The sequence below is a fragment of the Lysinibacillus sp. NPDC097287 genome, assembly GCF_044761695.1.
Classification (GTDB): domain Bacteria; phylum Bacillota; class Bacilli; order Bacillales_A; family Planococcaceae; genus Lysinibacillus.
In genome coordinates, this window is the sequence record NZ_JBIWCX010000016.1 from 65,697 (window position 1) to 89,607 (window position 23,911).

Sequence of the window (23,911 nt, forward strand, 5' to 3'; positions counted from 1 at the left end):
CTAAACCTTACAAAGTATAGGCTGGCTTATCTTTCGGTAAAAACAACGCAACTAATAGTAGTAATGGCAATAGTGATACAACAACCATCGTGAAGTCTATGCCCTTATGATCCATTAACACACCAATCACAATCGCGCCAATTGCTCCCATACCAAAGGCAAAACCCGTTGTTAAGCCTGCCATCGTGCCAATCTTCGTCGGAACAAGCTCCTGCGCATAGATAACTGTCACAGAAAAACTGATCATAATAAGTGCTCCAATAATAATTAAAAAAATTGTGGCTGCCCATAGCGGTACGTACGGTAATGCTACACAAAATGGCAATGGCACAACTACAGAAAGTAGGATTACATTTTTTCGACCAATACGATCTGACAACGAACCGCCGAAAAATGTCCCTACTACACCAAACGCCATAAATGTAAAAATTAACATTTGTCCAATGCGTACGCTGACATCATAATGATCCACCAAATAAAACACATAGAAATTCGTAATATTCGTAGTATAAAATGACCGGGCAAAAATAATAATAAAAAGTAATGTTACTGCAATGCCCACTTGCTTTTTAGTCAGTGGGGGTAATGATGAGACTAATATTCGTTTCTTCTTAGAAGCAAGCTCTTCCTCTAATTGCTGCTTATACCACTGTGAGATTTTCCCCAGTAAAACGATGCCCACTGTTGTAGCCAGTAATACAAGTGCTACTCCACGTTGACCATAAACATCTAAAATAAATGCACTAATTAATGGGGCAAGCGCTTGTCCGGAATTACCACCGACCTGATAAATGGATTGTGCCAGTCCTCTTTTCGAACCTGCAGCCATAAACGATACACGCGAGCCCTCTGGATGAAATACCGCTGAGCCAAAACCAAGGAACAAAACCGCTACAATTATAGCCCAGTACTGTGTCGAAAACGCTAATATAGCTATACCAATAAATGAGCTTATCATACCGACTGGTAATGCATACGGCATTGGTTTTTTATCACTAGCAAATCCTACAACTGGTTGTAGGACAGACGCAAAAATATTTAACACGAAAGAAATGAGTCCTAGCTGTGTGAAGGTTAATCCTAAATTTCTTTCTAGTAAAGGGAACATCGCTGGAATAACCGATTGCATCGTATCATTGATTAGATGGGCAATTCCAATTGCAATCATAATTGGATAGACAGGATTATTAAAATTTGCTGTTTGTTTGTTCATTGCTGTCATCACACTTTCTTTGCTTTTCATATAGTTAGTATTTGTCGCATACTATTTTCCCTTTTGCACAAGCTATAGTTCGACAGCAGTAAAGGAGTTGATATGTATGGAAAGTTTTTTTCACGTCAATTTTTGGGAAATGATTCTTCGAACAACGCTTTCCTTTTTCGCATTACTAATTTTGGCGCGTGTACTTGGTAAAAAGCAGCTAGGGCAGCTCACGTTCTTCCATTATATTACGGGTATTACTTTTGGGTCTATCGCTTCTGAGATTGCCTCACAGGCAGAAACACCATTTTTAGACGGCCTCATTTCACTGATTTGGTGGAGTGTCTTAACTTATCTAATGACCATCATCACCATCAAATCAAAAAAAGCGCGAGTCCTTGTTGATGATAAGCCAACAATTGTTATCCAAAACGGCTTATTACTTGAATCTGCATTGAAAAAAAGTCGTCTCCATTTGGACGAGTTAACGATGTTACTTCGTGAACAATCCATTTTTTCTGTACAAGATGTACAATATGCACTCTTCGAGACAAATGGGAAGCTAAGTATTTTACCAAAACCGGCTATGCAAGCTGCAACGAAGCAAGATGTCAAAGCCGACATTACACCTGCAACCTATATACCCACAGAAGTTATTTCAGATGGTCAGCTCATTTACGAAAACATTGTGGAGCTTGATTTAACAGAAGAATGGCTTATGAAAAAGCTAAAAAAACAAAATATCCATACTGTAACGGACGTCTATTTTGCACAAGTCCAAACGAACGGATCATTATACATCAGCTTAAAAGACAAAGCGAGACAAGCCAATCCATAATAGCTTGTCCCGCTTTTTTGTCAGTCTACCTTCATAATATCAAGTGGTGTAATCATACCAATTAACTTCTCTTGCGGTTTTCCATGCTCAGTAATTAGCAACGCCTCAAAACGGCGACCACGCTCTACCCCTTGCTTAAAAATCTCCTCTGCCTCATAAATCGTTATGTATCTACTAACAAATTTGTAATTCACTTTATTTTTTTCATGCAATAGAATATCATGCATTGTTGGAATATGTTTTGGCAAATGATTTCCTGCCATTGTAGTCGCAAGCCAGTTTGTAATACCTACTGTCGTTACAAGGCCTTTAAACTGATCTTTATGATATACAGGAAACTGCGTAAATTTTCGAGTGCGAATAACCTTCAATACATGCTTTAAGGAATCACTTTCTTGGAAAACATGTACTTTTTTACGGAACATTTGCCCAACAAGCGTCGGCTTTGCAAGAGTAGAATCCATATATTCAATCTTTTCCACTACATCTGGATGTGGCTCGGCAATAACATATTCCATCGACGTTCGATGATGGACGATTGCATTACGCAAATCCGCATAAGAACGTAAATCATCCTCATATTTGCGTACTAATACATCCTTCTTCTTTGCCTGATCCACGAGTCGATAAAATGGCATAAAATCCTTCGCTCCAATAATATCTCGTAACCGATGATCAATTCGATTAAATGCAGTGAGAAAGCGATCTGAATTTTGTGTAGCCAATCGCAACACCTACTCCCTTCTTATAGTAATTTTATTCTGATTTATTTGACAAATTTCGAGTTATAGCTACATTATATTCTTAAGTACTAAAGATTCCAAGAAAAGTTAATGTATGAATGCAAAATAGTCAAAATAAACCTAAAAAATATATTCTAGGATTTAGCAGATTTTATTTCCGAGCAAATTAGCAAAAAAAATTACAATCGGTTACGTTTCTATCAATAATGCATTCACAATATTAAAAGCAATGGGATTTATCAAAATGAATTAGGGGCTCCTCAGTATATACTTATTCATTCAATTGTATCTTCCCATTCCAACTCTCCTATCGATAATTTTCACAAAAAAGGGATTTTACATTACATAAAGGGATATGAATAATGGAGGATATTGTCCACTGTCTCGACGAAAGGATGGAGAAATGAAAAATAAAATTTTAGTAGTTGGGGGATATGGTCAAGTAGGCAAAATTATTTGTCATAGACTGTCTCAAATATACCCAGAACAAGTTATCTGTGCTGGAAGAAGTTTTTCGAAAGCAAAGGAATTCTCCATCATATCAAATAGCAAAATAACCCCTAAGTTTCTAGAGCATAACCTAAATGTTATTGAGTACATAAAAAAAGACGGAGCAAATTTCTTTTCTCCGTCTTTATATTTTCGCCATAGCTGCATTTTTTTTCATTGCAAAAATACCTACGACAATGCACATTACCAGCAGTACTATAGTTGATGCCATGCTCCACCAATAGTCCGGCATCTCCATCGTTTCTCGAATAAGTTGAACACCATACGCTGGTAATTTCCAAGGAGACACTGTCCAGAATGTGCCCACAATTGCATCCACAATTTGCCCCACAAAAATAATAATAAATGTACAAGCAGTCGCCACACTAGTTTTAAATGCTGCGCTCATTAGTAATGTTATCGCAATCACAAATAATAACCACACGAAATATGTTGCCAAACTGGCAAAGAGCATCGTCACTTCGAAATTTCCATATAATACAATTGTATAGTAAACACTGGCTGTAAAGCCTGCTACAATACTCACTAACCCAACAGCACTCATAACTACAAACTTACTCATAAAATATGTCGCAAACGAAATTGGGCGTACGTATAACAGGGTCGCCATACCATTTGCTCGCTCTTTACTAATCGTTCCTACAAAAGTTGCTATTAACACAAGTAAACCAATTGTTTGAAACTGTCCAATTGAAGCTTGTAATAAGTCTGCTGGTGCAAGCTCTGGCATTGAGATTGCAAAGCCCTCTGGCAAATTACCTACAGCATTTAAAATATCCATCATATAATAGTTTGTTAATGGGTCACTCATTCCAAGCAGTGCAAAGACCAGCGGAATCCACAGAAATTTCCAGCTTCGCCAAGCCTCGCGAAATTCCTTCTGAAGAAGTACGTTAAATTCATTCATGTCCTTTTCGCCACCTTCATAAAAATTTCTTCAAGGGAAGCTGTTTTACGTTCCACTTTCCGCACTGTATACGGTGATGCACTAAGACGCTCTAATAGCTGTTGCATATTCGAATTTCCTTCACGTATTTCTACATATGCATAACAGCCTTCTGCCTTTACAAGCAGCTCGGACTGACTGGCGAATAGTCTCGCTTCCACTTCAGAATCGAATTCTACTACAAACATTGGCTCATCAAAGCGCTGACGTACCTCACGTAAAGTCCCTTGTTCTACAAGCTTACCGTCTCGTAAAAACAATAGCTGATCTGTCATTTCCTCTGCATCATTTAAAATATGTGTGGAATACAAAATCGTCGTCTCTTGTTGTAAACCTTTCAGCAAATCTAACACTTCTCTTCTTCCAACCGGATCTAGGGCAGATACTGGTTCATCTAGTAAGAGTAGTTTAGGCCTATGCACTATTGCCTGGGAAATACCTAATCGTTGCTTCATACCGCCAGAAAATGTAGCTATTTTTTTATGCAAAGCATCTTCTAAGCCCACAAATTCTAATGTTTTTTGCGCCTCTAGTTTTGCTTTTTTTGCAGGTACACCACTTAATCTTGCAGCCATTTCTGCAAATTCCAGTGCACTTAACCATGGCTGAAACTGTGGATATTGTGGTAAAAAGCCGATATTCGCACGCAAATCTCCGCGTAGCATTTTCACACTACCTGTCGTTGGTTTTAACAAGCCAGTTAGCATCGACAAGGTTGTTGTTTTTCCAGCCCCATTCGGTCCAATAAGTGCTGTTGATGTATGTTCTTCAAGTTTAAAATCCAATGTATCTACGACGGTTTTGTCTGCAAAACGTTTTGTAAGTCCTGTCACCTCTAGTAGAGTTGTCATGTTTGTTTTCTCCCCACGATGAAATATGCAATTGGTCCAAACAAACTAACAAATATAATGATAAATACCCATAAAATCTTCGGACCGTTCGTTGCATGAATTTTTCGCAAATCAACTAGCGCCACAATCAATAATATAAATTGGACAACAAGTAACGGCGCAATGACTGCCCATGGAATTGCCGATAATTCTTCCATCATACGAAACACCTCGCTCTTTGTTATAACATAACTATAACAAATTTTGTTCTAACATGTATATAACAATTTTTTCTTTTAATAAAAAATGCGACAGCTAGAGTAAAGAGTTCTAACTGTCGCATTCTATTTATTTATACAATTTCTGTAAAGCTGTTGCCATATTTGGACGAATCGTCACTTGTGGTCGAGCTGCCTTCACAGCTGACTGGGCTTCCTCTAAAGAGTCTGCTAACCCTAGTTCCAATAATACAGCTGTCGCCGCAACACCTGCGCGACCTCCGCCTCCCCCACAATGGAAGTACACTTTTTTTCCTTCATGATAAGCAGCTGTAATTTCCTTAGCCACCTTGTCAATCGATGTAGCCACAGTTAAATCCTCATCAGCAATAGGAAGATGCTTGTACTGATAGCCGACTGCTTTCTGTTCCTCATCAGTTAAGCCATTCACACGAACATCAATAACAACATCCACTGCTTCATTGTCAAATGCAGCTGCTGCATCCTTGGCGCCTCCAAAATATAATCGATCTTTTACTAACACATCGTAGCTTTTCTTCATCATATGCACACTCCGAACTATTTTTGTAGCAAGTGTTTAATATCCTCATAATATGGAAGCGCCGTTAATGCACCTGCTTTTGTTGCTGCCATAGCGCCTAACTTGTTACCGAAGCTAACACATCGCACTAGTTCATCTTCTGTCGTCGGTAAGCCGTTGTAGTGTATGTCACGTAACACGCCTGCCATGAATGCATCCCCAGCACCTGTTGTATCAACTGGTACTACTTTTTCTGTCGGTACATGCACTACTTCACCGTTTAAAACTGCATAAGTGCCATCTTTACCAACTGTCACTAAAATTATGGGCACTAAATAGCTGTCTAATTGCTTAATTCCCTCTTCTAAAGAAGTCGCTTCTGTTAAGAAAAATAACTCTTCATCAGTTACTTTTAAAATATCTACATCCTCAAAGAAAGATACGATTGTTTCTCGACATACCTCTTCACTGCTCCAACGTAGTGGGCGAATATTGGCATCCATTGCAATAATTGCACCCTTCTCCTTCGCCATTTCAACAGCAGCGCGTGTTGTTTCTAGTGCCGTCGGATGGAACATTGTGCCTGAGCACACATTTAGTAGAGATGCTTGTTTAAACGCTGCTTCATTTAATTGCAAAGCAGATACTTGTAAATCCGGCGTCTCATCGACATAATCTTTAAAGATGCGCTCACACGCCTCTGTTAAATGGACATATACTCCACTAACTCGTTTTGCAGGGTCTAATATAGCATAATCCATGTTAACGCCCTCTTTAGCCAGCTCGTCACGTACAAATTGAGATGTTTCGTCATCTCCTGTTATTGTAATCAGTGCAGATGGGGCTCCAATGCGGCTAATACCTGCAGCCACGTTCACTGTTGCACCACCCATAAATTTAGTAAAAGATGTGTTCGTCACATCGTCCGCTATATAGTCAATAAAGGCATCTCCATAAACTAATATCAAATCTTTATCTTTCTGTGTCATTATAGTACCTCCGGAAGTCTGTTCAATCCTAGATTAACATGAAGCTTCACTGCATATCAAATTCGTACTAACTATTTTGTTAACCATATCTTTTAATGGAAGGTTCTTAATTTGTTTATAAGTTAAACACTATTGAAATTTCATATTTCTGAATACTACCAAAAACTAATGTAACTTCTACATTTCTGCTATAATTCCCTATAGAAAGGGAGGGATTTTGATCATGAGTATTACAATTCGACAAGCACAACCACAGGATGCTCAAGCCGTGGTACCATTAATTATCGATGCCATTGGTGATATTGCCAATCGTTTAACTGGGGAACAAGAACCAGAATCGATTGAACGTGAACTTGCGGTCCTATTCAAACGTGAAGATAATCGCCATTCTTATTTAAATACATTCGTTGCTGTGGAGGACGAAAACATATTAGGTATTCTCGTTTACTATAACGGTGAAGAAGTTATAGAAATGGATGCCAACTTAGTAAAATGGCTTGCCGCAAAAAACGCGCCAAACATTACCATTGATAAAGAAGCACACGAAGATGAATACTATATTGACACGATTTGTGTTGCCCCTGAAGCTCGTGGTAAGGGCATCGGTACATTACTATTACAATTTGCAATTGACCAAACTAAAGAGCGAGGCTTTAGCAAATTGTCATTAAATGTTGAGACAAAAAAGGAAAAAGCGCTCCGTCTTTATGAACGTACAGGCTTTGTTATTACAGAACCTTGGTCGATCATAGACGAACCGTTTCATCATATGGTAAAAGAAATATAGGAAGTGAAAAATATTCTATGAAAACCAAGTTACTTTATCCTCTAATGGTTGTCATCGCTGCAAGTAGCTATGGAATTCTATCAACAATTGTTAAAGTTGCGATGCTACATGGCTTTACATCATCAGAGGCGATATCGAGTCAATATATTATTGGCTTTATGCTAATTTTAACGATTTTTATCGTTACGCAAAGACAATTGCCGAGACTTTCAAAAAAAGGTCTACTTATTTTAATCTGTGGTGGGATTTTCACCGGCTTTACAGGTATTGTGTACGGCGAATCACTGAAGTATTTACCGGCTTCTCTTGCCGTTGTCATGTTATTTCAATTTACATGGATTGGCTTATTTATAGATTGCGCCCTGCATAAACGCTTACCAAGTCGCCCTGAAGCACTTTCACTTATTGTCTTATTTGCTGGCACAATTTTAGCAGCTGGTGTACTTGATGTTGATTTAAGTGGTATTGCATGGCAAGGCTGGGTATTTGGTTTAGCAGCTGCTTTCAGTTTCGCTTGCTTCATTCAGTTCAATTCTCGCCCAGTTGAAGGTGTTACAACGACGTCTCGTGTACTGATTATGTCTTTCGTTGCACTTGTTGTTATAAGCATCTTCCTTAATCCTGAAATCGTATGGAATGGTAAATTATTTAGCGAAGGCTTATGGAAATATGGGCTAGCACTTGGTCTATTTGGTATCATTTTACCGATTTATTTATTCTCCATTGCAGTACCAAAAGTCGGTGGTGCACTTGCTTCCATTTTAAGTGCCATGGAATTACCAGTTGCAGTGACAGTTTCAGTTATCGTTCTGCATGAACCTTTAACATTGGTACAAGTAGCCGGTATCATTCTTGTCATCCTCGGCATGATGCTCCCGACCTTACTCGACCTTAGACGTCAAAGAATATAAGAATTTCAAAACTCCTTAAAATGGTTACAATCCATTTTAAGGAGTTTTTTTGAATTCCACCCAATTTCCATTGATATCCAATGTTTACTTCGTTTATGATGGTATTAATGTTAGAATTTTTTAATTATTCTTAACATTAATGACTGGCTTATGTATTATACTTCTATATGTATGCTACTCACTATAAAGGAAGGGGAAGATGATTATGAAGAAAACACGTATTTTCGGCTTTTTACTTGTACTTATGCTTATGATCTTAGCTGCATGTAGTAGCGATGACAACAAGGATACTGCAAATAATACAAAAGATGACGACACTGAAAAAACCGATGCACAAGCGGCTCCATCTGGAAAACTTGTGATATACACAGGTCGCGACGAAGAAATGGTGCAAGGCGTAATCGATCAGTTTAATGAGAAGTACCCGGACATTGAAGTGGAGTTTTTAACAATGGGCGCACAACAAATTTTAGAGCGTCTACGCGGTGAAAAAGCAAATCCTCAAGCAGATTTTTGGTGGGGTGGCACACAATCCGCTCTAATTGTAGGAGCAGATGAAGACTTACTGCATGCATGGGAACCGAGCTTTATCAATACAATTAACGCGAATCATAAAGATGAAAAAGGTCGTTGGTTCGGCGAAATGCTATTACCAGAAGTTATTATGATAAACAGCGATACACTAACTAAAGAAACAGGACCCCAAGATTGGGATGAATTATTAGACCCTAAATGGAAAGATCAAATTTTAATTCGTGGCGTACTAGCCTCTGGCACAATGCGTACAATTTATTCATCCATGATTGTTCGCCAAGGTGCAGATACACCTGAAAAAGGATACGACTGGTTATTAAAGCTAGATGCAAATACAAAAGAATATACACAGGACCCAAATGCACTTTATTTAAAATTAACACGCCAAGAAGGCAGTGTTTCTTTATGGAACCTTCAAGATATTTTGTTAAAAAAACATACAACAGACTATCCATTTGATTACATCTATCCAAAGAGCGGTGCCCCTATTTTAGTTGATGGTGTAGGTGTCGTGAACAATGCGAAAAACTTAGAAAACTCAAAGTTATTCGTAGAATTTTTATTTGAAAAAGAGATGGTTACAAAACTAGCAAATGATTACTATCAAATTCCAACACGTACAGATATCGATAAAGCCGCAATGCCAGAATGGTATCAAGAGTTAGATTTAAAAACGTTTGATATTGATTGGCAGCTTATGTCTGAAAAAGAGGCTGAGTGGATGGAGTACTGGGATACAAACGTAAAAGGTCGAGGTAAATAATATTTGTATAATTAACATTTTTTAACCTCGAGTGATTTTTTTACTCGAGGTTTCCTATACAACTAGGTATCAGCCAGAAAGGAGCATTTCATATGAAAAGTGTCAAAATGAAAAATATTTCTAAACAATTTGGGCAAGTGCATGGTGTGAAAGATTTAAATCTGGATATTAAAGCTGGCGAATTTTTCACTTTCCTTGGTCCAAGTGGCTGCGGGAAAACAACAACGCTTCGTATGATTGCTGGTTTTTACTACCCTACCGAAGGGAAAATTCACTTTGATAATCGGGATGTGACTTTGCTCCAACCAAATAGGCGAAATATCGGTATGGTATTTCAAAACTATGCACTTTTTCCACATATGACTGTAGACGAAAATATCGCCTTTGGTTTACAAGTGCGCAAACTGTCTAAATCCGAAATAAAGCAAAAAGTTGACCGTATTCGCGGGCTTGTGCATTTGACGGAATACGGTAGCCGTAAAATTAATGAGCTATCGGGTGGTCAACAGCAACGTGTGGCATTAGCACGTGCACTTGTCATTGAGCCAGATATTTTATTACTCGATGAGCCCCTATCCAATCTAGATGCTAAATTGCGTGAAGAGACACGTATTGAAATTAAACGCATTCAATCAGAGCTTGGAGTGACAACCATCTATGTAACACACGATCAAATGGAAGCTATGGCTATGTCTGACCGTATTATGGTCATGGAAAATGGATACGTCAAACAAATTGGCACACCTCAAGAAATTTATAATCGTCCTTTAAATCGTTTTGTCGCAGATTTTATCGGTGAGACGAACCTGATTGAAGCGACTATTGAAGCCATAAATGGCGAAGACATTCGTGTAAAAACAACGAATGACTTAGTATTTACTGGGCTAAAACACAATAGCTCCCCTACACTAACGCATATGATTGGTGACAAAGTATTTCTTTCCATTCGTCCTGAGTCCATTAACCAAGGTACTGGTGATAACACGCTTACAGGAAAAATTTCATTTGTCGAATTTACAGGTATCAGTGTGAACTACATCGTAGATTGTGTAGGTTTTTCGTTAAAAGTCATGATTATCAATACTTATGGGCAGATAAAAAGTATTGGCGAAGACATTACCTTGAATATTGCCAGTGAATCACTGTACTTTTTAGGAGAATAGGAGGGAACCAACATGGAAAAACCACCTGTGAATTCTTATCAAGAAAATGTCTGGACACGATTAACCCAATCAAAGTGGTTTGTTTATATCTTAATCTCACCTTTATTCTTAGTCTTGTTTGCCTATGTGATTTACCCCTTCTATCAAACGTTTATACAAAGTTTTTCTGGAGACGATGCACTTTATAATTATAAAAAATTTTTCGATCTCGCTAGCCCTGCCAATTTAGAAGCACTTTGGACTAGTATTTATATTTCCGTCATTAGTGTCCTTACCTGTGCAATCGTCGGGGTGACAATGGCATTTTTATTAGAACGATATGATTTTCCTGGCAGACGTTTACTATCAATTTTAGTGTTAGTGCCAATGGCTCTCCCTCCCCTTGTCGGTGTATTATCTTTTACATTTTTATACGGGGAAAGCGGTATTTTCCCGCGTGCTATTCAGCATTTATTCGGACTAGACCAAGTACCTTTTTCACTTAAAGGTATATGGGGAGTCATCGTCGTACATACATTCACCATGTACACATACTTCTACTTAACCGCTTCCGCTGCCATTAAAGGGCTCGATCCCTCTTTAGAAGAAGCAGCGACTAGCTTAGGTGCAGGGCGTATTCGTGTATGGACAAAGGTTATTTTGCCAATGCTTACACCTTCTATTATTGCCTCAGCCCTACTTGTATTCATGGTGTCAATGGCATCGTACACAGCTCCGTTAATGTTTGGTGTAGAGCGTACGATGACGATGCAAATCTATTTATCTCGCACAAATGGTAACTTAGAGATGGCATCGACACAATCGATGATACTATCCTTTGTTTCTATCTCATTTTTAATCATTATGCGTTGGTACCAAAATCGCCGTAACTATCAAAATCTGAGTAAGGGCATCAGCGTTCATCGCTCGGAAGTATCTTCAAAATGGATGAAAATTGTCGCAACTGTTGCTTCTTTCATCGGCACATTAATTTTAATATTACCAATTCTAGTGCTCATTTTAATTTCCTTTTCGGTGGATGGCGCTTGGAAAACACAAATATTGCCTACTGATTATACACTCGATCATTATATTGCATTGTTTACCGATGAACGCACCTGGCGACCAATTTGGAACTCCATTCAAATGGGCGTTGTCGCAACGTTTGGCAATATTATTTTCGGGGTCGCAGCAGCTTATGCAATGGTGCGTTTGAATTTTAAAGGTAAAACATTACTCGATATTTTAATCATGGTGCCTTGGGCATTACCAGGAACTGTAGTAGCAGTAAATTTAATCGCCGCCTTCAGCACTGAGAATATTTTTGCTTTCAACCAAGTGTTAATCGGAACGTTTTGGATTTTACCGTTAGCTTACTTTATTAGACATTTACCACTTATTTTCCGTTCGACCTCAGCATCACTTGTCCAACTAGATCAGTCCATCGAAGAGGCATCACGAAGCTTAGGCGCTACTTGGTGGTATACATTCAGACGTATCGTTATACCGCTGACGTTTACCGGGATTTTAGCAGGTACGTTATTAGCACTTGTCCAAAGCTTAGGTGAATTCGTTGCGTCCATTCTTATTTATAGTACTTCTACCATTCCACTGTCTGTAGCAATATTTCAAAAATTATATGCCTTTAAATTTGGAACAGCCTGTGCTTACGGCGTTTTACAAATTTGTTTAATTTTAATTGTACTTATTATCTCTGAAAAGTTATCAAAAGGCAGTGCTGGCTCAGCCATTTAACTGTCAATCTATAGGAGGCTATCATATGTTTGAAGATTTCCGCAACAAGACACAACAAGAGGATGGGATGATTTTCCCTTCAAATATTTATCGAAAGGTTGTATTACAGCCTGCCTACGATGAAGCAAAGAAAAACTTTTTAACAATCATGCTACAGATTAATATTGCACATCTAAAAATGTTAGAAGAACAAAGTCTTGTAACAAAAGAAGAAGCCACTCAAATTGGCGTAGCATTGAAGAAACTTGATTTGAACTATTATCGTATACAAGATTACAGTCCACAATATGAAGATTTATTTTTCCGCATAGAAAATAAATTAATAGAACTTGCTGGCGATGTTGCTGGAAATCTTCATATTGGTAGAAGTCGTAATGATATGGGCATTGCCATTTATAGAATAACTTTACGAAAAAAATTATTAGAGCTTATGCGTGAGCTACTTAAATTACGAGATGATTTAGTAGCAGCAGCTGAGGAACATATTGATACAATTATGATTGGCTATACGCATACACAGCAAGCACAGCCAACAACTTTTGCTCACTATTTAAAAGCAGTTATTGACCAAATTGATCGCGACTTTGAACGGATGCAACATGTATACAAAACAGTTAACCGTAGCAGTATGGGGGCAGCAGCATTGACGACAACAGGCTTTAACATTAGCCGTGAACGTATGCGTGATTTATTGGCCTTTGATGATATTATCGAAAATGCTTGGGATGCCGTTGCGGGGGCTGATTACATTGCTGAAGCTGCAAGTATGGTGCAGCTTGCAGCATTAAATCTTGGACGTACATCACAGGACTTCTTATTGTGGGCGACGCAAGAATTCAATGCATTTGTATTAGCAAGTCCTTATGTGCAAATAAGTTCTATCATGCCACAAAAGCGCAATCCTGTTTCCATCGAGCATACACGCTCGTTGTTATCTTCAGTTGTCGGCGATGCAAGCACAGTATTGCAAATGGTACATAATACACCATTTGGCGATATCGTAGACACAGAGGACGATATGCAACCTTATTTATGGCGGGCTATTGACCGTCTAATTGGTATCTATAAACTATTTGGCTCGCTTGTTGTTACTATGGATGTAAATAAGAAAAAGCTACTGAGTCGCGCAGAGAATAGCTTTGCAAATGTAACTGAACTTGCCGATACGTTAGTCCGCTCTGAAGGTATTTCCTTCCGTCAAGCTCATAGTATTGTGAGTAAGTGCATCAAAGTATTACTTGCACATGGTGAAGAATCATTAGCAAGCCTTACATGGGGTCTAGCAAATACGCAGTCCAAACTTGTAACCGGCAAAACTTTAGTGATTTCTGAAGAGGATTTCTATAATGCCTTAAAACCAGAGTTTTTTGTCGGTATCCGAACATTGCTTGGCGGTCCTGCCCCAGCTACAATGCAGGCATCCCTTGATCGAGCTAAAGAGAACGCACATGGTTTTTATGAATGGATCAACCAAAAGGAATCCACTATTAAAGATGCTGAAAAGCAACTGACTTCTTTTATTGAGGAGTGGAACCAATGACAGAATGGCTACTTATTATTGATGGTGGCGCAACTAAAACTGCATGTGCAGTCGCACATGCAGACTCTGGTGAAATACAATTTATAAAAACTGCAGGTGGATCAAACTACCAAGCAATTGGCGTTGATAATGCGCTAGAAATATTACAAGCCTTATTATCACAAGTTCGCGATTTTTTACAACAGCAAACCACGCAGAAAATTACAGCGGCTACTTTTGCGATGGCAGGGATCGATTCGGCGAGAGACTACGAAATCGTAGAAACAATTGTCAACGAGGCAATCGTTGCTCATCAACTAGATATTAATACCCTTATAATAGAAAATGATGCGGAAGCTACATTACATGGTGTTACTGCTGGACAAGCTGGCGCACTACTTATTGCTGGAACTGGTGCAATTGCCTTCGCGAGTGATGGCAAACAGAAAATTGTACGTTCTGGTGGGTGGGGACATCGAGCTGGGGACGAAGGTAGTGGTTACTGGCTAGGTCAGGAAGTCGTAAAGGCCATTTTTAAAATGGAAGACGGACGAGGCGAACCAACGCTGTTAAAAAATGCTGTGTTCAACTATTTACATATACAGCATGCGACAGAGCTTGCAACATGGTTATTCCGTCCCTCATATACAAACGCACATTTAGCAAAAATGGGGTCATTCTTAGCCGAAGCAACATCCAAAAATGACGCCTGTGCCATACAAATTTCCACTAGGGCAGCACATGAATTAGTTTTACTAGCATGTGCAGTCTTAAAGAAAATAGGTTATAACGGTGATGTATTTACGCTGTACTGCAACGGAGGCGCCATCAAGCATAATCCATTTATCCTTCATACATTCACAAAGGAAATGACATCAATGTATCCGAAAATCCGCATCTCTCTATGCCAGCAAGCGCCTATTGATTATATTATTAAACGCACACAAATGGAGGTAACTCAAGAATCTTGAGTTACCTCCATTTGTAGTACAACCACTTTCTATGTTATTGTAACGCCATTTTCTTCAGTTCGTTCGTTGTGAAATATAAATAGCCGTCCTTCACATATAAATCTTTCGTATCTTCGCGATTTAAAATTTCCTCACCGGTTCCATCTGGACGTATTTTTGACAAGTAAGCTCCTCGCGAGTAATTACTGAAATAGATCCAACCATTTGCATATACAATGTACTGTGCTCGTGAGCCTGTCACACGTTTGGACTTGCCAGTATTCATATCAAGTACATATAACTTATTATTGTCAGCCTCGTTACTGTAAAATAACTGTTGGTCAACCTGTGCTGGGAAATCAATATCATGATAATAGCTATATTTCGTACTTGTTGCCTTCGGATAATCTGAAGCAATCCATGAATGATCCTGAGCCATTGTACGATCATCCACTAAAAAGTACTGATAACGCACTGCACCTTTACGATCCGGCAATGGGTCATTCCATGTCGTATCTAAGTGATACCACTGACCGCCTAGCTTCACTAAATTCCATGCATGTCCAACCTCACCAACATAACCAACAATATACTGCGTCTCAATACCAAGCTTTTGTAGCATTGAATGTGCAAGTAATGCATAGCCCTGACAAACTCCACCTCGTTCAGCTAATACTGTATAAGCACTGTGAGGGCTAGACTTAGTTTCATCTGTATAAGCTGTATGTGACACAATGTAGTCGTTGACAGCCTTTACTTTTTCTACATCTGACATCGAACTAGTCACAATGGACGCTAAAACATCTTGAACATTCATCTCCACATAATTTGCCTGTTCAGGTGTCATTAAATAGGTTTGTTCACCATAAATCTTCGCTGTTTTTTTATTATATTCATAACGAATGGCATGTTCACTAATATGACCGTATACATAACCATCCCGTTTAAGTGCTTCATCATATGCTTCTTCTATAATTTTCTCTATGCGTTTGGTACTACCTGTATATTGAATTTCAAACGTAGGTGAAAAACTACTAAAGTATGAATACATCGCATCTGCTAACTCTTTTTCATTCGTCACAGTAATCTTTGCAACTGGAGCTATTACTGGAGCATTAGAAGCTGGCAATTGCGCAACGGCATCCATATTTTCTGTTGGAGTTGCTATTTCAATCGAGGCATCTTCAGAAAAAGCAGCAGTTACATCTGCGATTTTTTCTTTTGTAGATGTTAATACCGTAGCAACTTCTTCACGACCTGCCCAATCTATAATTTTTTGAACTGACGACTTTCCAACAGTATAAATCGGTTCAATAAAAATAACGATAATAAGTATTAGCGCTAGCCTTTTCCACAAATCCCTCACCCCTACAAACTTTTCTTTTCTACATTTGCAACAACACCACCTAGGGACGTTGTTACACTTCTCTTCATTATATACAAAAGAAGCACAAAGAAATCCATCGGAGGCTCCTTTGTGCTAAGAAATCTTTATGAACTTTTATAATACAAGCTATTTCTTTTGTGTTGCACTAGATTTTGTTGGTACGTCAATTTTAATTTTTTGTTCTTTAGAGGCAATTTTATAGACCAAGTTTTCTCCTTTTATCATTAAATCAGTTACTGCATTTTTTACTAGCACCTCTGTTTTTAACGTTTTAATATTCATTTTAGTTAAATAACCGCCATTGCCGAAATCGCTGTAGTAAATTGCGTCACCTGCACCAACAATATAAAGTACACGTGTATCTGCTAGTTTAACTTTTTTTCCAGTCCCTAAATCTAGCTTATATAATTTATTATTATCGGCTTTATTACTAAAATATAACGAGTTATTAATTTGATGCGCATAATGAACATTTTGCATATAACTGTAGGTAGTACTCGTTGCTGCAGGATAATCGGATGTCACCCATGTATGATCTTTTTTCAGTTGTGTATCTGTCACTAGGAAATAATCGTATGAAGATGCACCTACACGGTTTGGTAGTGGGTCATTCCAAGTCGTATCCAGATGATACCACTTGCCGTCAATCTTCACTAAATTCCAGGCATGTGCCTCGTTCCCATTAACAAAACCAACAACGTATTGCACGTCCACACCAATCTGATTGAGCATTTTATAAGTTAATAATGCATAACCCTGACATACTGCTTGTCCTTCCATTAACAGTGCATGAGCACTATGAGGACTCGACTTTGTACTTTCTCCATATTTTGCGTTTGACACAATATAATCATTCACAACCTTCACCTTTTCGAATGTTGTCATTGAAGGAGTAATAATGTTCGCTAGTACTTGGTCTACTTTCTTTTGTACAATCTCTTCTTGTGCTTTATTGGTTAAATATTTTATTTTAAGTTTGATATTGCCTACTGAGTCAGTCGAAACGGACGTACTCTCTATATGCTCGCCTGCGTACACTGCCTGTTGTTTTGCTTTATCAAATGCCGCTAGCGCATTGTCACTAAAATTATCCATTGAACCCTTGTAGGATAAGTTAATATCAGTCGCGAATGTATTCATTTGTTTCGCTATTTCGTTTGCTACTTGCTCCCATGATGTAATTGCTGAGCTAGCTACCACATTGTAAGCAACTTTCGATGTACCTTCATTTGCATATGAATCTGTGCCGTGTCCATATGCAACTGTTGGGCTTAACATTAGTAACGCAGCACTACTTAATAGCCATTTTTTCATATTAAACACTCCTTTTATTTTCCGTACCACCCTCATATGTATAATTATAGAAAATTTGTATCTTTAAAGCTATAAGTCAAGGTCACTACTCAAGACTTTTTTCTATATCATTAAAGATTATAAAAAGGCTATAAGACCTAATGCAGAATATATAACATCATAAATAGAGTATTGTTCAACACAATACAGAAACAAAAAAACCCACTGATTTCAGTGAGTTTCTATCTCCATCTATAATCAATATCATTAGCGACTTTTCACAACTAAATTAACGGCTTCTTGAATAACCTCATTCATTTTTTCGCCGTCTCCTTCTGCCTTTTGTACACATTCCAGCAGGTTATTACTAACAATCACGCCAACTGTACGGTCAACTGCTGAACGGACAGCCGATAATTGTGTAATGACCGCTTTACAGTCTTTTTCTTCTTCCATCATTTTCAAAATACCACGAAGTTGACCTTCCATTCTCTTAACTCGATTTTTCACTTGGTCTGTATATTCCATTCCTTTGACTCCTCCACTGAAATAATCACTAAATCCAGTTATCCAACAATTATATTTATCCTAACATATTATCATAAGGACATGGATTTAACGTTGCTTTTTCCATGGCTGTAAATAATCTGTGAGCATCTGTGTAATAATTTCCCTCGCATTAGTAATTTCATCATAATGAATTACTGAATTTTTCTTCAAACGTAACGTACCTATTTCCACTTCAAAGATGGGACATTTTCGCTTGAGTGCTGCAACAAGCATGTTTGTATCATAATCAAAATGATCCCCCTTCACTTCAAGCAGCCAAGGCAATTCTTTCATCGATATATATCGTAAGCCTGTTTGCGTATCCAATAGCTTACGGTGAAATAATGCTTCAAAAAATAAACTTGTCGCCCAATTGCCCCAATACGTCGAAAATGTACAATCTGGTGAATGAAAATTTCGTACACCTAGCACAATGCCCTCAGAGAATACTTTTGTCATCGTAAGCACTAATTTCACGTCCTGCAATGTATGCTGCCCATGTGCTCCTAAGGTTATAACTCCTTGATAGTTCTCCCTATGTGCTAGCATATATGTAAAAGCTGTCTTTAAAGTATACCCTTTGCCGTAGTTTCGATCATGATGTATAACATGGCAATTCTCAAGCATTGCCAACTCTTCAAAAATCGTATCGTACTTATCATCACTGCCATCATTTACAATAACAATTCGCTCAATATCTAACATAAATAGCTTTTGCACAAAAAGCACAAATGACTGTTGTGGATTTAAAGCCGGAATAATCGCAGCAATTTTGTTCATCACTCAAGCCCCCAAACTTCTTTATACTCCCTATGTAAATATTATCATCTTATGTAAGCAATTCAATAAACGTTTCTATAGACAGTATCTATATCAAATAGATACCCCATTCTAAAATATCAATATTCTCTATATTATCCCGATATATGATAAAAAGAGACGGTTTCTATGATAGCCGATAGAAAAGGAGTGAGTACCATCGTCATTCAATACGAAATACTACGTGAGCAATGCATTAAATTACACACATTATCCTTCAATTGCCTAGCCGAGAATCTACAAGAAGCTAGTTCATATGCAATTTCAAAACCTGCTATCAGCTTGCAAAAAAGTCGTCTTGTACTAGAAGATATTTTGTTTGAATTATATAAAATTGAAATGCGTACTGAGCCAAGATTAAAAAATATCCGTACGTTACTTAATAACAAAGACTTTATGGCAAGAATTCATCCGCGTCGCATTTATTTATTGATGAATCTTGTACGTAAAATGACAAGCGGCGCGAATAATGATGTTGTTGAAGCAAAGGCCGCTAAAATCGTACTTGATTATGTGAGCGATATTGTCGAGTGGTTTATCAAACGCTATGATCGTAGCTTTAAAGCATCTGTAGCAGCCAAAAATCATTCTTCCATTGAGGATATAATGCCACCTTTTGCTATTAATGTACTCTTGCATGATGATCAGCCTACTGAAGATTATGAACGAGCAGCTAGTTGGTTTGAATTAGCGGCTGCAAAAGGCAATGCGAGTGCGCAATACAATTTAGGCGTACTTTATAATCATGGACGTGGAGTAAAGAAAGACTATGCTGAAGCAATAAAGTGGTATGAAAAATCCGCTGCTCAAAATGATGCCAATGCTTTGTATAGCTTAGGTGTGCTGTATCATCTTGGGCATGGCGTTGTACAGAATTACAAAGAAGCAGCTCACTACTATAAAATAGCAGCAGACTTAGGGAATGCAGATGCACAATATAATCTTGGTGTGCTTTACAACCAGGGTCTCGGAATGCCGGTTAATTTTGCAGAAGCAGCTAAATGGTATATTTTCGCGTCAAATCAAGGCAATACTAGTGCGCAAAACAACCTCGGATTCCTTTATCATAACGGTAATGGGGTACCGCAAAGCTATGAGCAAGCAATAGCCTATTTTGAAAAAGCAGCAACTGCTGGTGATGCAAGTGCACAATACAACCTTGGCTATATGTATTTGAAGGGGCGCGGAGTCACACAGAGATTTGAAGATGCAGTGAAATGGTTTCATCTTGCAGCACTGCAAAGCCATACGAATGCAGAATTTCAGCTAGCTATGCTTTATAACAGTGGAAAAGGCTTACCGCAAGATACCGAAGAAGCAATGAAATGGTTTAAATTAGCCGCCCATGAAGGGCACACGAACGCTCAGTATTGCCTTGGCGTACTTTATGCACAAGAAAAAAACAAAGAACGGGCAGAAAAATGGCTGACACTTGCAGCTAACAATGGGCATATTAGTGCGGGTTATGAACTTGGACTATTATATGCACTTCAGCTCGAACAATCTGAAAAAGCTCTAGCTTTTTTTGAGAAAGCCGCTGCAAAAGGTTTACCAGAAGCACAATATGAGCTTGGTTTACTTTACGCAACTGGAGCTGGTATCCCACAAAGTTATAGTAAAGCTGTGAAATGGTGGCGTGCCGCTACTGACCAGTCACATTTACATGCAGAATATCAGCTCGGACTTTTATATGAACAGGGACTGGGTATAGCACAAGATTTAGAAGAAGCCCGCCGTTGTTATCGACTAGCTGCCATTCAAGGTCATTCTGGCGCTCAATATCAACTCGGTAATCTATACGACAAAGGCAAAGGCGTCGAACAAGACTATAACGAAGCTGCAAAATGGATTGAACAAGCCGTAGAAAAAGGGCATGCAAAGGCACAATTCCAACTCGCACAAATGCATATAAACGGGCAAGGTGTGCCAAAAGATTTTGCAAAAGCAGCAAAATTATATCGCCTAGCCGCCAAACAAAACCATAAAAAAGCACAATACCAACTTGGAATGCTCTATAAAAAAGGCCAGGGTGTCGCACAAGATTATAACGAAGCTACACGCTGGCTAAAAAAATCCCTAGAAGAAACAAATTAATAAAACCGCGTCAAAGTCTAGTTAGACTGACGCGGTTTTACTTAATTTTTTGCTTCTTCTTTTTGATTAACCATAAATGTCACAACTATAAATAAAGCAAAACTAATTAATAATGTTGTTCCCCCTACGATGAAGAAAATCATTGTAAACGTTTCATTTAAATTGAATGGATTTAAATTATATAACCACATACCAATCGTTAAACCTAATACACCTAGAATAGCTGTCCAGCCATGTGCAGTAACTAATTTTTGTGATTTCACTTTGAATACTCGGTAGAAAATCCCCCATGCGAACATGCTTAACCACCCGACCAGTAAAATGTGTGCGTGAAGTGGTCGATATTCATAACTACCTGACCCCGACATATGTGATCCTAAATACGTACCGATTAACCCAAAAATCGCCGCTAATCGAATAAGGCGCAGACTCCATTTTTGTTCCATACTATAGTACCCCCCTAAGTTTCTTCAACTGTTTACTTAGTAGTCTATAGTGTGAATATGAACTTTATATGAACTGCTCATTAAAATTTTGGTAATCGAATCACTACCGTCGTACCTAAACCGATCGTACTCTTTAGTTGCACCTCTCCATCGTGCAATTCGGCAATCTTTTTTACGATAGCAAGCCCAAGTCCTGTCCCTTGCTTTGTTCTCGATTCATCTGCACGGTAAAATCGATCAAACACCTTTAATAGTTGATCCTCTGTTATGCCAATACCGCTATCTGCTATCAGTACTTCCACATAAGATGACTGCTCTTGCAAGTGAAGTCGAATCTCCCCGCCCTCTACATTATATTTAATTGCATTCGTCAGTAAATTATCCCACACATTTTGCAATAAACTAGCATCTCCATTAAACGTCACAGGCGCTAACTGATACGACAACTGCACATCCGCTTCTTCTAATTGCCAGCGATATTTGCGCACTGTATCCTTTAATTGCTCGTCTAGACTAAACGGCTCACGTTTGAGTAGGCGTGTCGATTGGTCGAGAGACGTAAGTAGGAGCAGCTGCTTCGTCAATGTAGACATTCGCTTCGTCTCCATCTCAATAATCCTCGTGTATTCCGCCCGCTCCTGCTCGGATAACTGTGGGTTCTTTAGCAAATCGACATACCCTTGAATATTCAATAAAGGTGACTGAAAATCATGCGAAACATTGCTAATAAATTCTTTACGAATCACATCATTCTCCTGCAATTTTTTCGTCATTACATTAAAGCTATTGGCAAGTTGCCCGATTTCATCCGCTCGGTCAATTTCAAGAGGTGTATCAAATCTCTCATGTGCTAATTGATGTGTCGCCTCGGTTAACTGTGTAATCGGACGAATTAACGCCTTCGCAAATAACAACATCGACAACAAACTAATAATCGCCATCACTAAAACCAGTCCACCTAAAATCGTATGTACCTCTGAAAATAATAAGCGAATATCCGGTCTGATGAACAGTGCATACTGCTCTCCCTCATACACAAACGGTACACCAATCGTATTAATGAGCTCATTAGCAAAAAAGCCTGTTACAAATGTCTCTTTCGGAAAATCTCTCATACCGTGATAAATTTCTCCATCTAGTACATGCTGAACAACACTTTTTGATAATGTTTTATCGCGATATTCACCGCCATAATACTGCTCATCCTTGCCAGTTGACACATAAATTTGATAACCGATTTCACCCAACGTCATTAAATAACTATCTAAGTCGTTTGGCGCAGCCCTCTCAATATATCCAGCAATATCTTTGGCGATCCCCACATTTTTCGCATCATTTTGCTCTTTTATCACTTGGTGATAATACGTATTTGTCAATAAAAAACCAATACATAGGCTTCCAATCATAATTAGTATTGTTGTAACAACAAATTTACTGTATAAGGTTTTCATCATATCTTAACCTCAAGTTTGTAGCCTACACCCCGTACTGTCGTAATTTCGACACCCGTATCATAACGATGCAAACGCTCGCGTACCCGCTTCACATGTGTATTTAACGTTTGTTCATCTCCATCATAATCATAGCCCCATACTTGCTCCATTATCATTGCACGTGTAAATACCTGATTCGGACGAGACGCTAAAAGTGCTAATAGCTCAAATTCCTTTAACGGCAACACCAGCGTATTTTCACCTATCATGACCTCAAAACTTCTTCGATCAATCGTTAACTTTCCAACCTGCATCGTCACTTGATTGGTTTTATCAAGCCTACGTAAAATAGCCGCAATACGGAATAGTAGCTCTTTGGGTTCAAATGGCTTCACAACATAATCATCTGAGCCCGCTAAAAAGCCACGCTCTTTATCCTCGAGCTCCCCTTTTGCAGTTAGCAATAATACTGGAATGTCATAATCTTGGCTGAGTATCTCAGTTAACGTAAAGCCATCCATCCCCGGCATCATCACATCTACAACTGCTAAATCTGGGATGTCCTTTTTAAGTAATTGCAATGCCCGTTCTCCATTCTCTGCTTGCATAACTTGATAGCCTTCACGTGTTAAATAAATATTTACTAATTGCAAAATATGCACATCATCATCCACAACTAAAATTTTCATTTTCTTTTCCCTCCATTCAAAAAA

Annotated in this window: 23 protein-coding genes; 9 read left to right on the forward strand and 14 right to left on the reverse strand. The window is 38.5% G+C overall.

Annotation, left to right across the window (positions count from 1 at the left end; genetic code table 11):
- Positions 1-7: 7 nt before the first annotated feature.
- Complete coding sequence (locus tag ACIQ2D_RS18480) at positions 8-1,213, reverse strand: MFS transporter (RefSeq protein WP_402866735.1); 1,206 nt, start codon at positions 1,211-1,213, stop codon at positions 8-10.
- 106 nt (positions 1,214-1,319) lie between these two features.
- Here ACIQ2D_RS18480 and ACIQ2D_RS18485 point away from each other — a divergent pair, with 106 nt between their 5' ends.
- Positions 1,320-2,039, forward strand: a complete 720-nt coding sequence (locus ACIQ2D_RS18485; RefSeq protein WP_402866738.1) for a YetF domain-containing protein — start codon at positions 1,320-1,322, stop codon at positions 2,037-2,039.
- Between the two features lie 20 nt (positions 2,040-2,059).
- On the opposite strand, the gene ACIQ2D_RS18490 is transcribed toward ACIQ2D_RS18485, so the two are convergent.
- The 6 genes from ACIQ2D_RS18490 to ACIQ2D_RS18515 all read right to left on the reverse strand — a co-directional run bounded on the left by ACIQ2D_RS18490 (position 2,060) and on the right by ACIQ2D_RS18515 (position 6,816).
- A complete protein-coding gene (locus tag ACIQ2D_RS18490; RefSeq protein ID WP_402866741.1) occupies positions 2,060-2,764 on the reverse strand; it encodes a CBS domain-containing protein in 705 nt (234 codons plus the stop codon).
- 652 nt (positions 2,765-3,416) lie between these two features.
- On the reverse strand, positions 3,417-4,199 hold the full coding sequence (locus tag ACIQ2D_RS18495) for an ABC transporter permease (RefSeq protein ID WP_402866744.1): 783 nt from the start codon (positions 4,197-4,199) through the stop codon (positions 3,417-3,419).
- A complete protein-coding gene (locus ACIQ2D_RS18500) occupies positions 4,196-5,089 on the reverse strand; it encodes an ABC transporter ATP-binding protein (protein ID WP_402866747.1) in 894 nt (297 codons plus the stop codon). Before ACIQ2D_RS18500 ends, ACIQ2D_RS18495 begins: the two co-directional genes overlap by 4 nt.
- Positions 5,086-5,289 (reverse strand): PLDc N-terminal domain-containing protein, encoded by a 204-nt coding sequence (locus ACIQ2D_RS18505; RefSeq protein ID WP_402866750.1) that lies wholly within the window; start codon positions 5,287-5,289, stop codon positions 5,086-5,088. Before ACIQ2D_RS18505 ends, ACIQ2D_RS18500 begins: the two co-directional genes overlap by 4 nt.
- A 127-nt stretch (positions 5,290-5,416) precedes the next feature.
- Entirely contained in the window at positions 5,417-5,851 is a 435-nt protein-coding gene (locus ACIQ2D_RS18510) for a protein-tyrosine phosphatase family protein (RefSeq protein ID WP_402866752.1), read from the reverse strand.
- A 14-nt stretch (positions 5,852-5,865) separates the two neighbouring features.
- Positions 5,866-6,816, reverse strand: coding sequence for a carbohydrate kinase family protein (locus tag ACIQ2D_RS18515; RefSeq protein WP_402866754.1), 951 nt, complete (start codon positions 6,814-6,816; stop codon positions 5,866-5,868).
- 223 nt (positions 6,817-7,039) lie between these two features.
- Between ACIQ2D_RS18515 and ACIQ2D_RS18520 the strand changes: the two genes are divergently transcribed.
- The 7 genes from ACIQ2D_RS18520 (at position 7,040) to ACIQ2D_RS18550 (ending at position 15,198) form a co-directional block, all read left to right on the forward strand.
- Positions 7,040-7,603 carry a GNAT family N-acetyltransferase gene (locus ACIQ2D_RS18520; RefSeq protein WP_402866756.1) on the forward strand — a complete coding sequence of 188 codons (564 nt, stop codon included), beginning with the start codon at positions 7,040-7,042 and terminating at the stop codon, positions 7,601-7,603.
- A gap of 17 nt (positions 7,604-7,620) precedes the next feature.
- Positions 7,621-8,514 carry an EamA family transporter gene (locus tag ACIQ2D_RS18525; protein ID WP_402866758.1) on the forward strand — a complete coding sequence of 298 codons (894 nt, stop codon included), beginning with the start codon at positions 7,621-7,623 and terminating at the stop codon, positions 8,512-8,514.
- A 205-nt stretch (positions 8,515-8,719) separates the two neighbouring features.
- Positions 8,720-9,811 (forward strand): extracellular solute-binding protein, encoded by a 1,092-nt coding sequence (locus ACIQ2D_RS18530; RefSeq protein WP_402866760.1) that lies wholly within the window; start codon positions 8,720-8,722, stop codon positions 9,809-9,811.
- 92 nt (positions 9,812-9,903) lie between these two features.
- Positions 9,904-10,974 (forward strand): ABC transporter ATP-binding protein, encoded by a 1,071-nt coding sequence (locus tag ACIQ2D_RS18535; RefSeq protein WP_402866762.1) that lies wholly within the window; start codon positions 9,904-9,906, stop codon positions 10,972-10,974.
- Between the two features lie 12 nt (positions 10,975-10,986).
- Positions 10,987-12,708: an ABC transporter permease gene (locus ACIQ2D_RS18540; protein WP_402866764.1), complete on the forward strand. Its 1,722-nt coding sequence runs from the start codon at positions 10,987-10,989 to the stop codon at positions 12,706-12,708.
- Positions 12,709-12,733: 25 nt separating this feature from the next.
- Positions 12,734-14,248, forward strand: coding sequence for an argininosuccinate lyase (gene argH / locus ACIQ2D_RS18545; RefSeq protein ID WP_402866766.1), 1,515 nt, complete (start codon positions 12,734-12,736; stop codon positions 14,246-14,248).
- The gene (locus ACIQ2D_RS18550; protein WP_402866767.1) at positions 14,245-15,198 is read left to right on the forward strand and encodes an N-acetylglucosamine kinase; all 954 of its coding nucleotides are present in this window, start codon (positions 14,245-14,247) and stop codon (positions 15,196-15,198) included. The genes argH and ACIQ2D_RS18550 overlap by 4 nt, the downstream gene beginning before the upstream one ends.
- Before the next feature lie 34 nt (positions 15,199-15,232).
- Here the strand turns inward: ACIQ2D_RS18550 and ACIQ2D_RS18555 are convergent, their stop codons facing one another.
- The 4 genes from ACIQ2D_RS18555 to ACIQ2D_RS18570 form a co-directional block, all read right to left on the reverse strand.
- Complete coding sequence (locus ACIQ2D_RS18555) at positions 15,233-16,534, reverse strand: transglutaminase domain-containing protein (RefSeq protein ID WP_402866769.1); 1,302 nt, start codon at positions 16,532-16,534, stop codon at positions 15,233-15,235.
- Positions 16,535-16,690: 156 nt separating this feature from the next.
- Positions 16,691-17,878, reverse strand: coding sequence for a transglutaminase domain-containing protein (locus tag ACIQ2D_RS18560; RefSeq protein ID WP_402866771.1), 1,188 nt, complete (start codon positions 17,876-17,878; stop codon positions 16,691-16,693).
- A gap of 246 nt (positions 17,879-18,124) precedes the next feature.
- Complete coding sequence (locus ACIQ2D_RS18565; protein WP_402866773.1) at positions 18,125-18,385, reverse strand: metal-sensitive transcriptional regulator; 261 nt, start codon at positions 18,383-18,385, stop codon at positions 18,125-18,127.
- A gap of 87 nt (positions 18,386-18,472) precedes the next feature.
- Positions 18,473-19,186 carry a glycosyltransferase gene (locus ACIQ2D_RS18570; RefSeq protein WP_402866775.1) on the reverse strand — a complete coding sequence of 238 codons (714 nt, stop codon included), beginning with the start codon at positions 19,184-19,186 and terminating at the stop codon, positions 18,473-18,475.
- Positions 19,187-19,354: 168 nt separating this feature from the next.
- Here ACIQ2D_RS18570 and ACIQ2D_RS18575 point away from each other — a divergent pair, with 168 nt between their 5' ends.
- Positions 19,355-21,319, forward strand: coding sequence for an SEL1-like repeat protein (locus ACIQ2D_RS18575; RefSeq protein ID WP_402866777.1), 1,965 nt, complete (start codon positions 19,355-19,357; stop codon positions 21,317-21,319).
- A 41-nt stretch (positions 21,320-21,360) separates the two neighbouring features.
- Here the strand turns inward: ACIQ2D_RS18575 and ACIQ2D_RS18580 are convergent, their stop codons facing one another.
- From ACIQ2D_RS18580 to ACIQ2D_RS18590, 3 genes are all read right to left on the reverse strand, one after another.
- Positions 21,361-21,765: a hypothetical protein gene (locus ACIQ2D_RS18580; protein ID WP_402866779.1), complete on the reverse strand. Its 405-nt coding sequence runs from the start codon at positions 21,763-21,765 to the stop codon at positions 21,361-21,363.
- Positions 21,766-21,845: 80 nt separating this feature from the next.
- Positions 21,846-23,219, reverse strand: coding sequence for a sensor histidine kinase (locus ACIQ2D_RS18585; protein WP_402866781.1), 1,374 nt, complete (start codon positions 23,217-23,219; stop codon positions 21,846-21,848).
- Complete coding sequence (locus ACIQ2D_RS18590; RefSeq protein WP_402866783.1) at positions 23,216-23,887, reverse strand: response regulator transcription factor; 672 nt, start codon at positions 23,885-23,887, stop codon at positions 23,216-23,218. Before ACIQ2D_RS18590 ends, ACIQ2D_RS18585 begins: the two co-directional genes overlap by 4 nt.
- Positions 23,888-23,911: the final 24 nt, after the last annotated feature.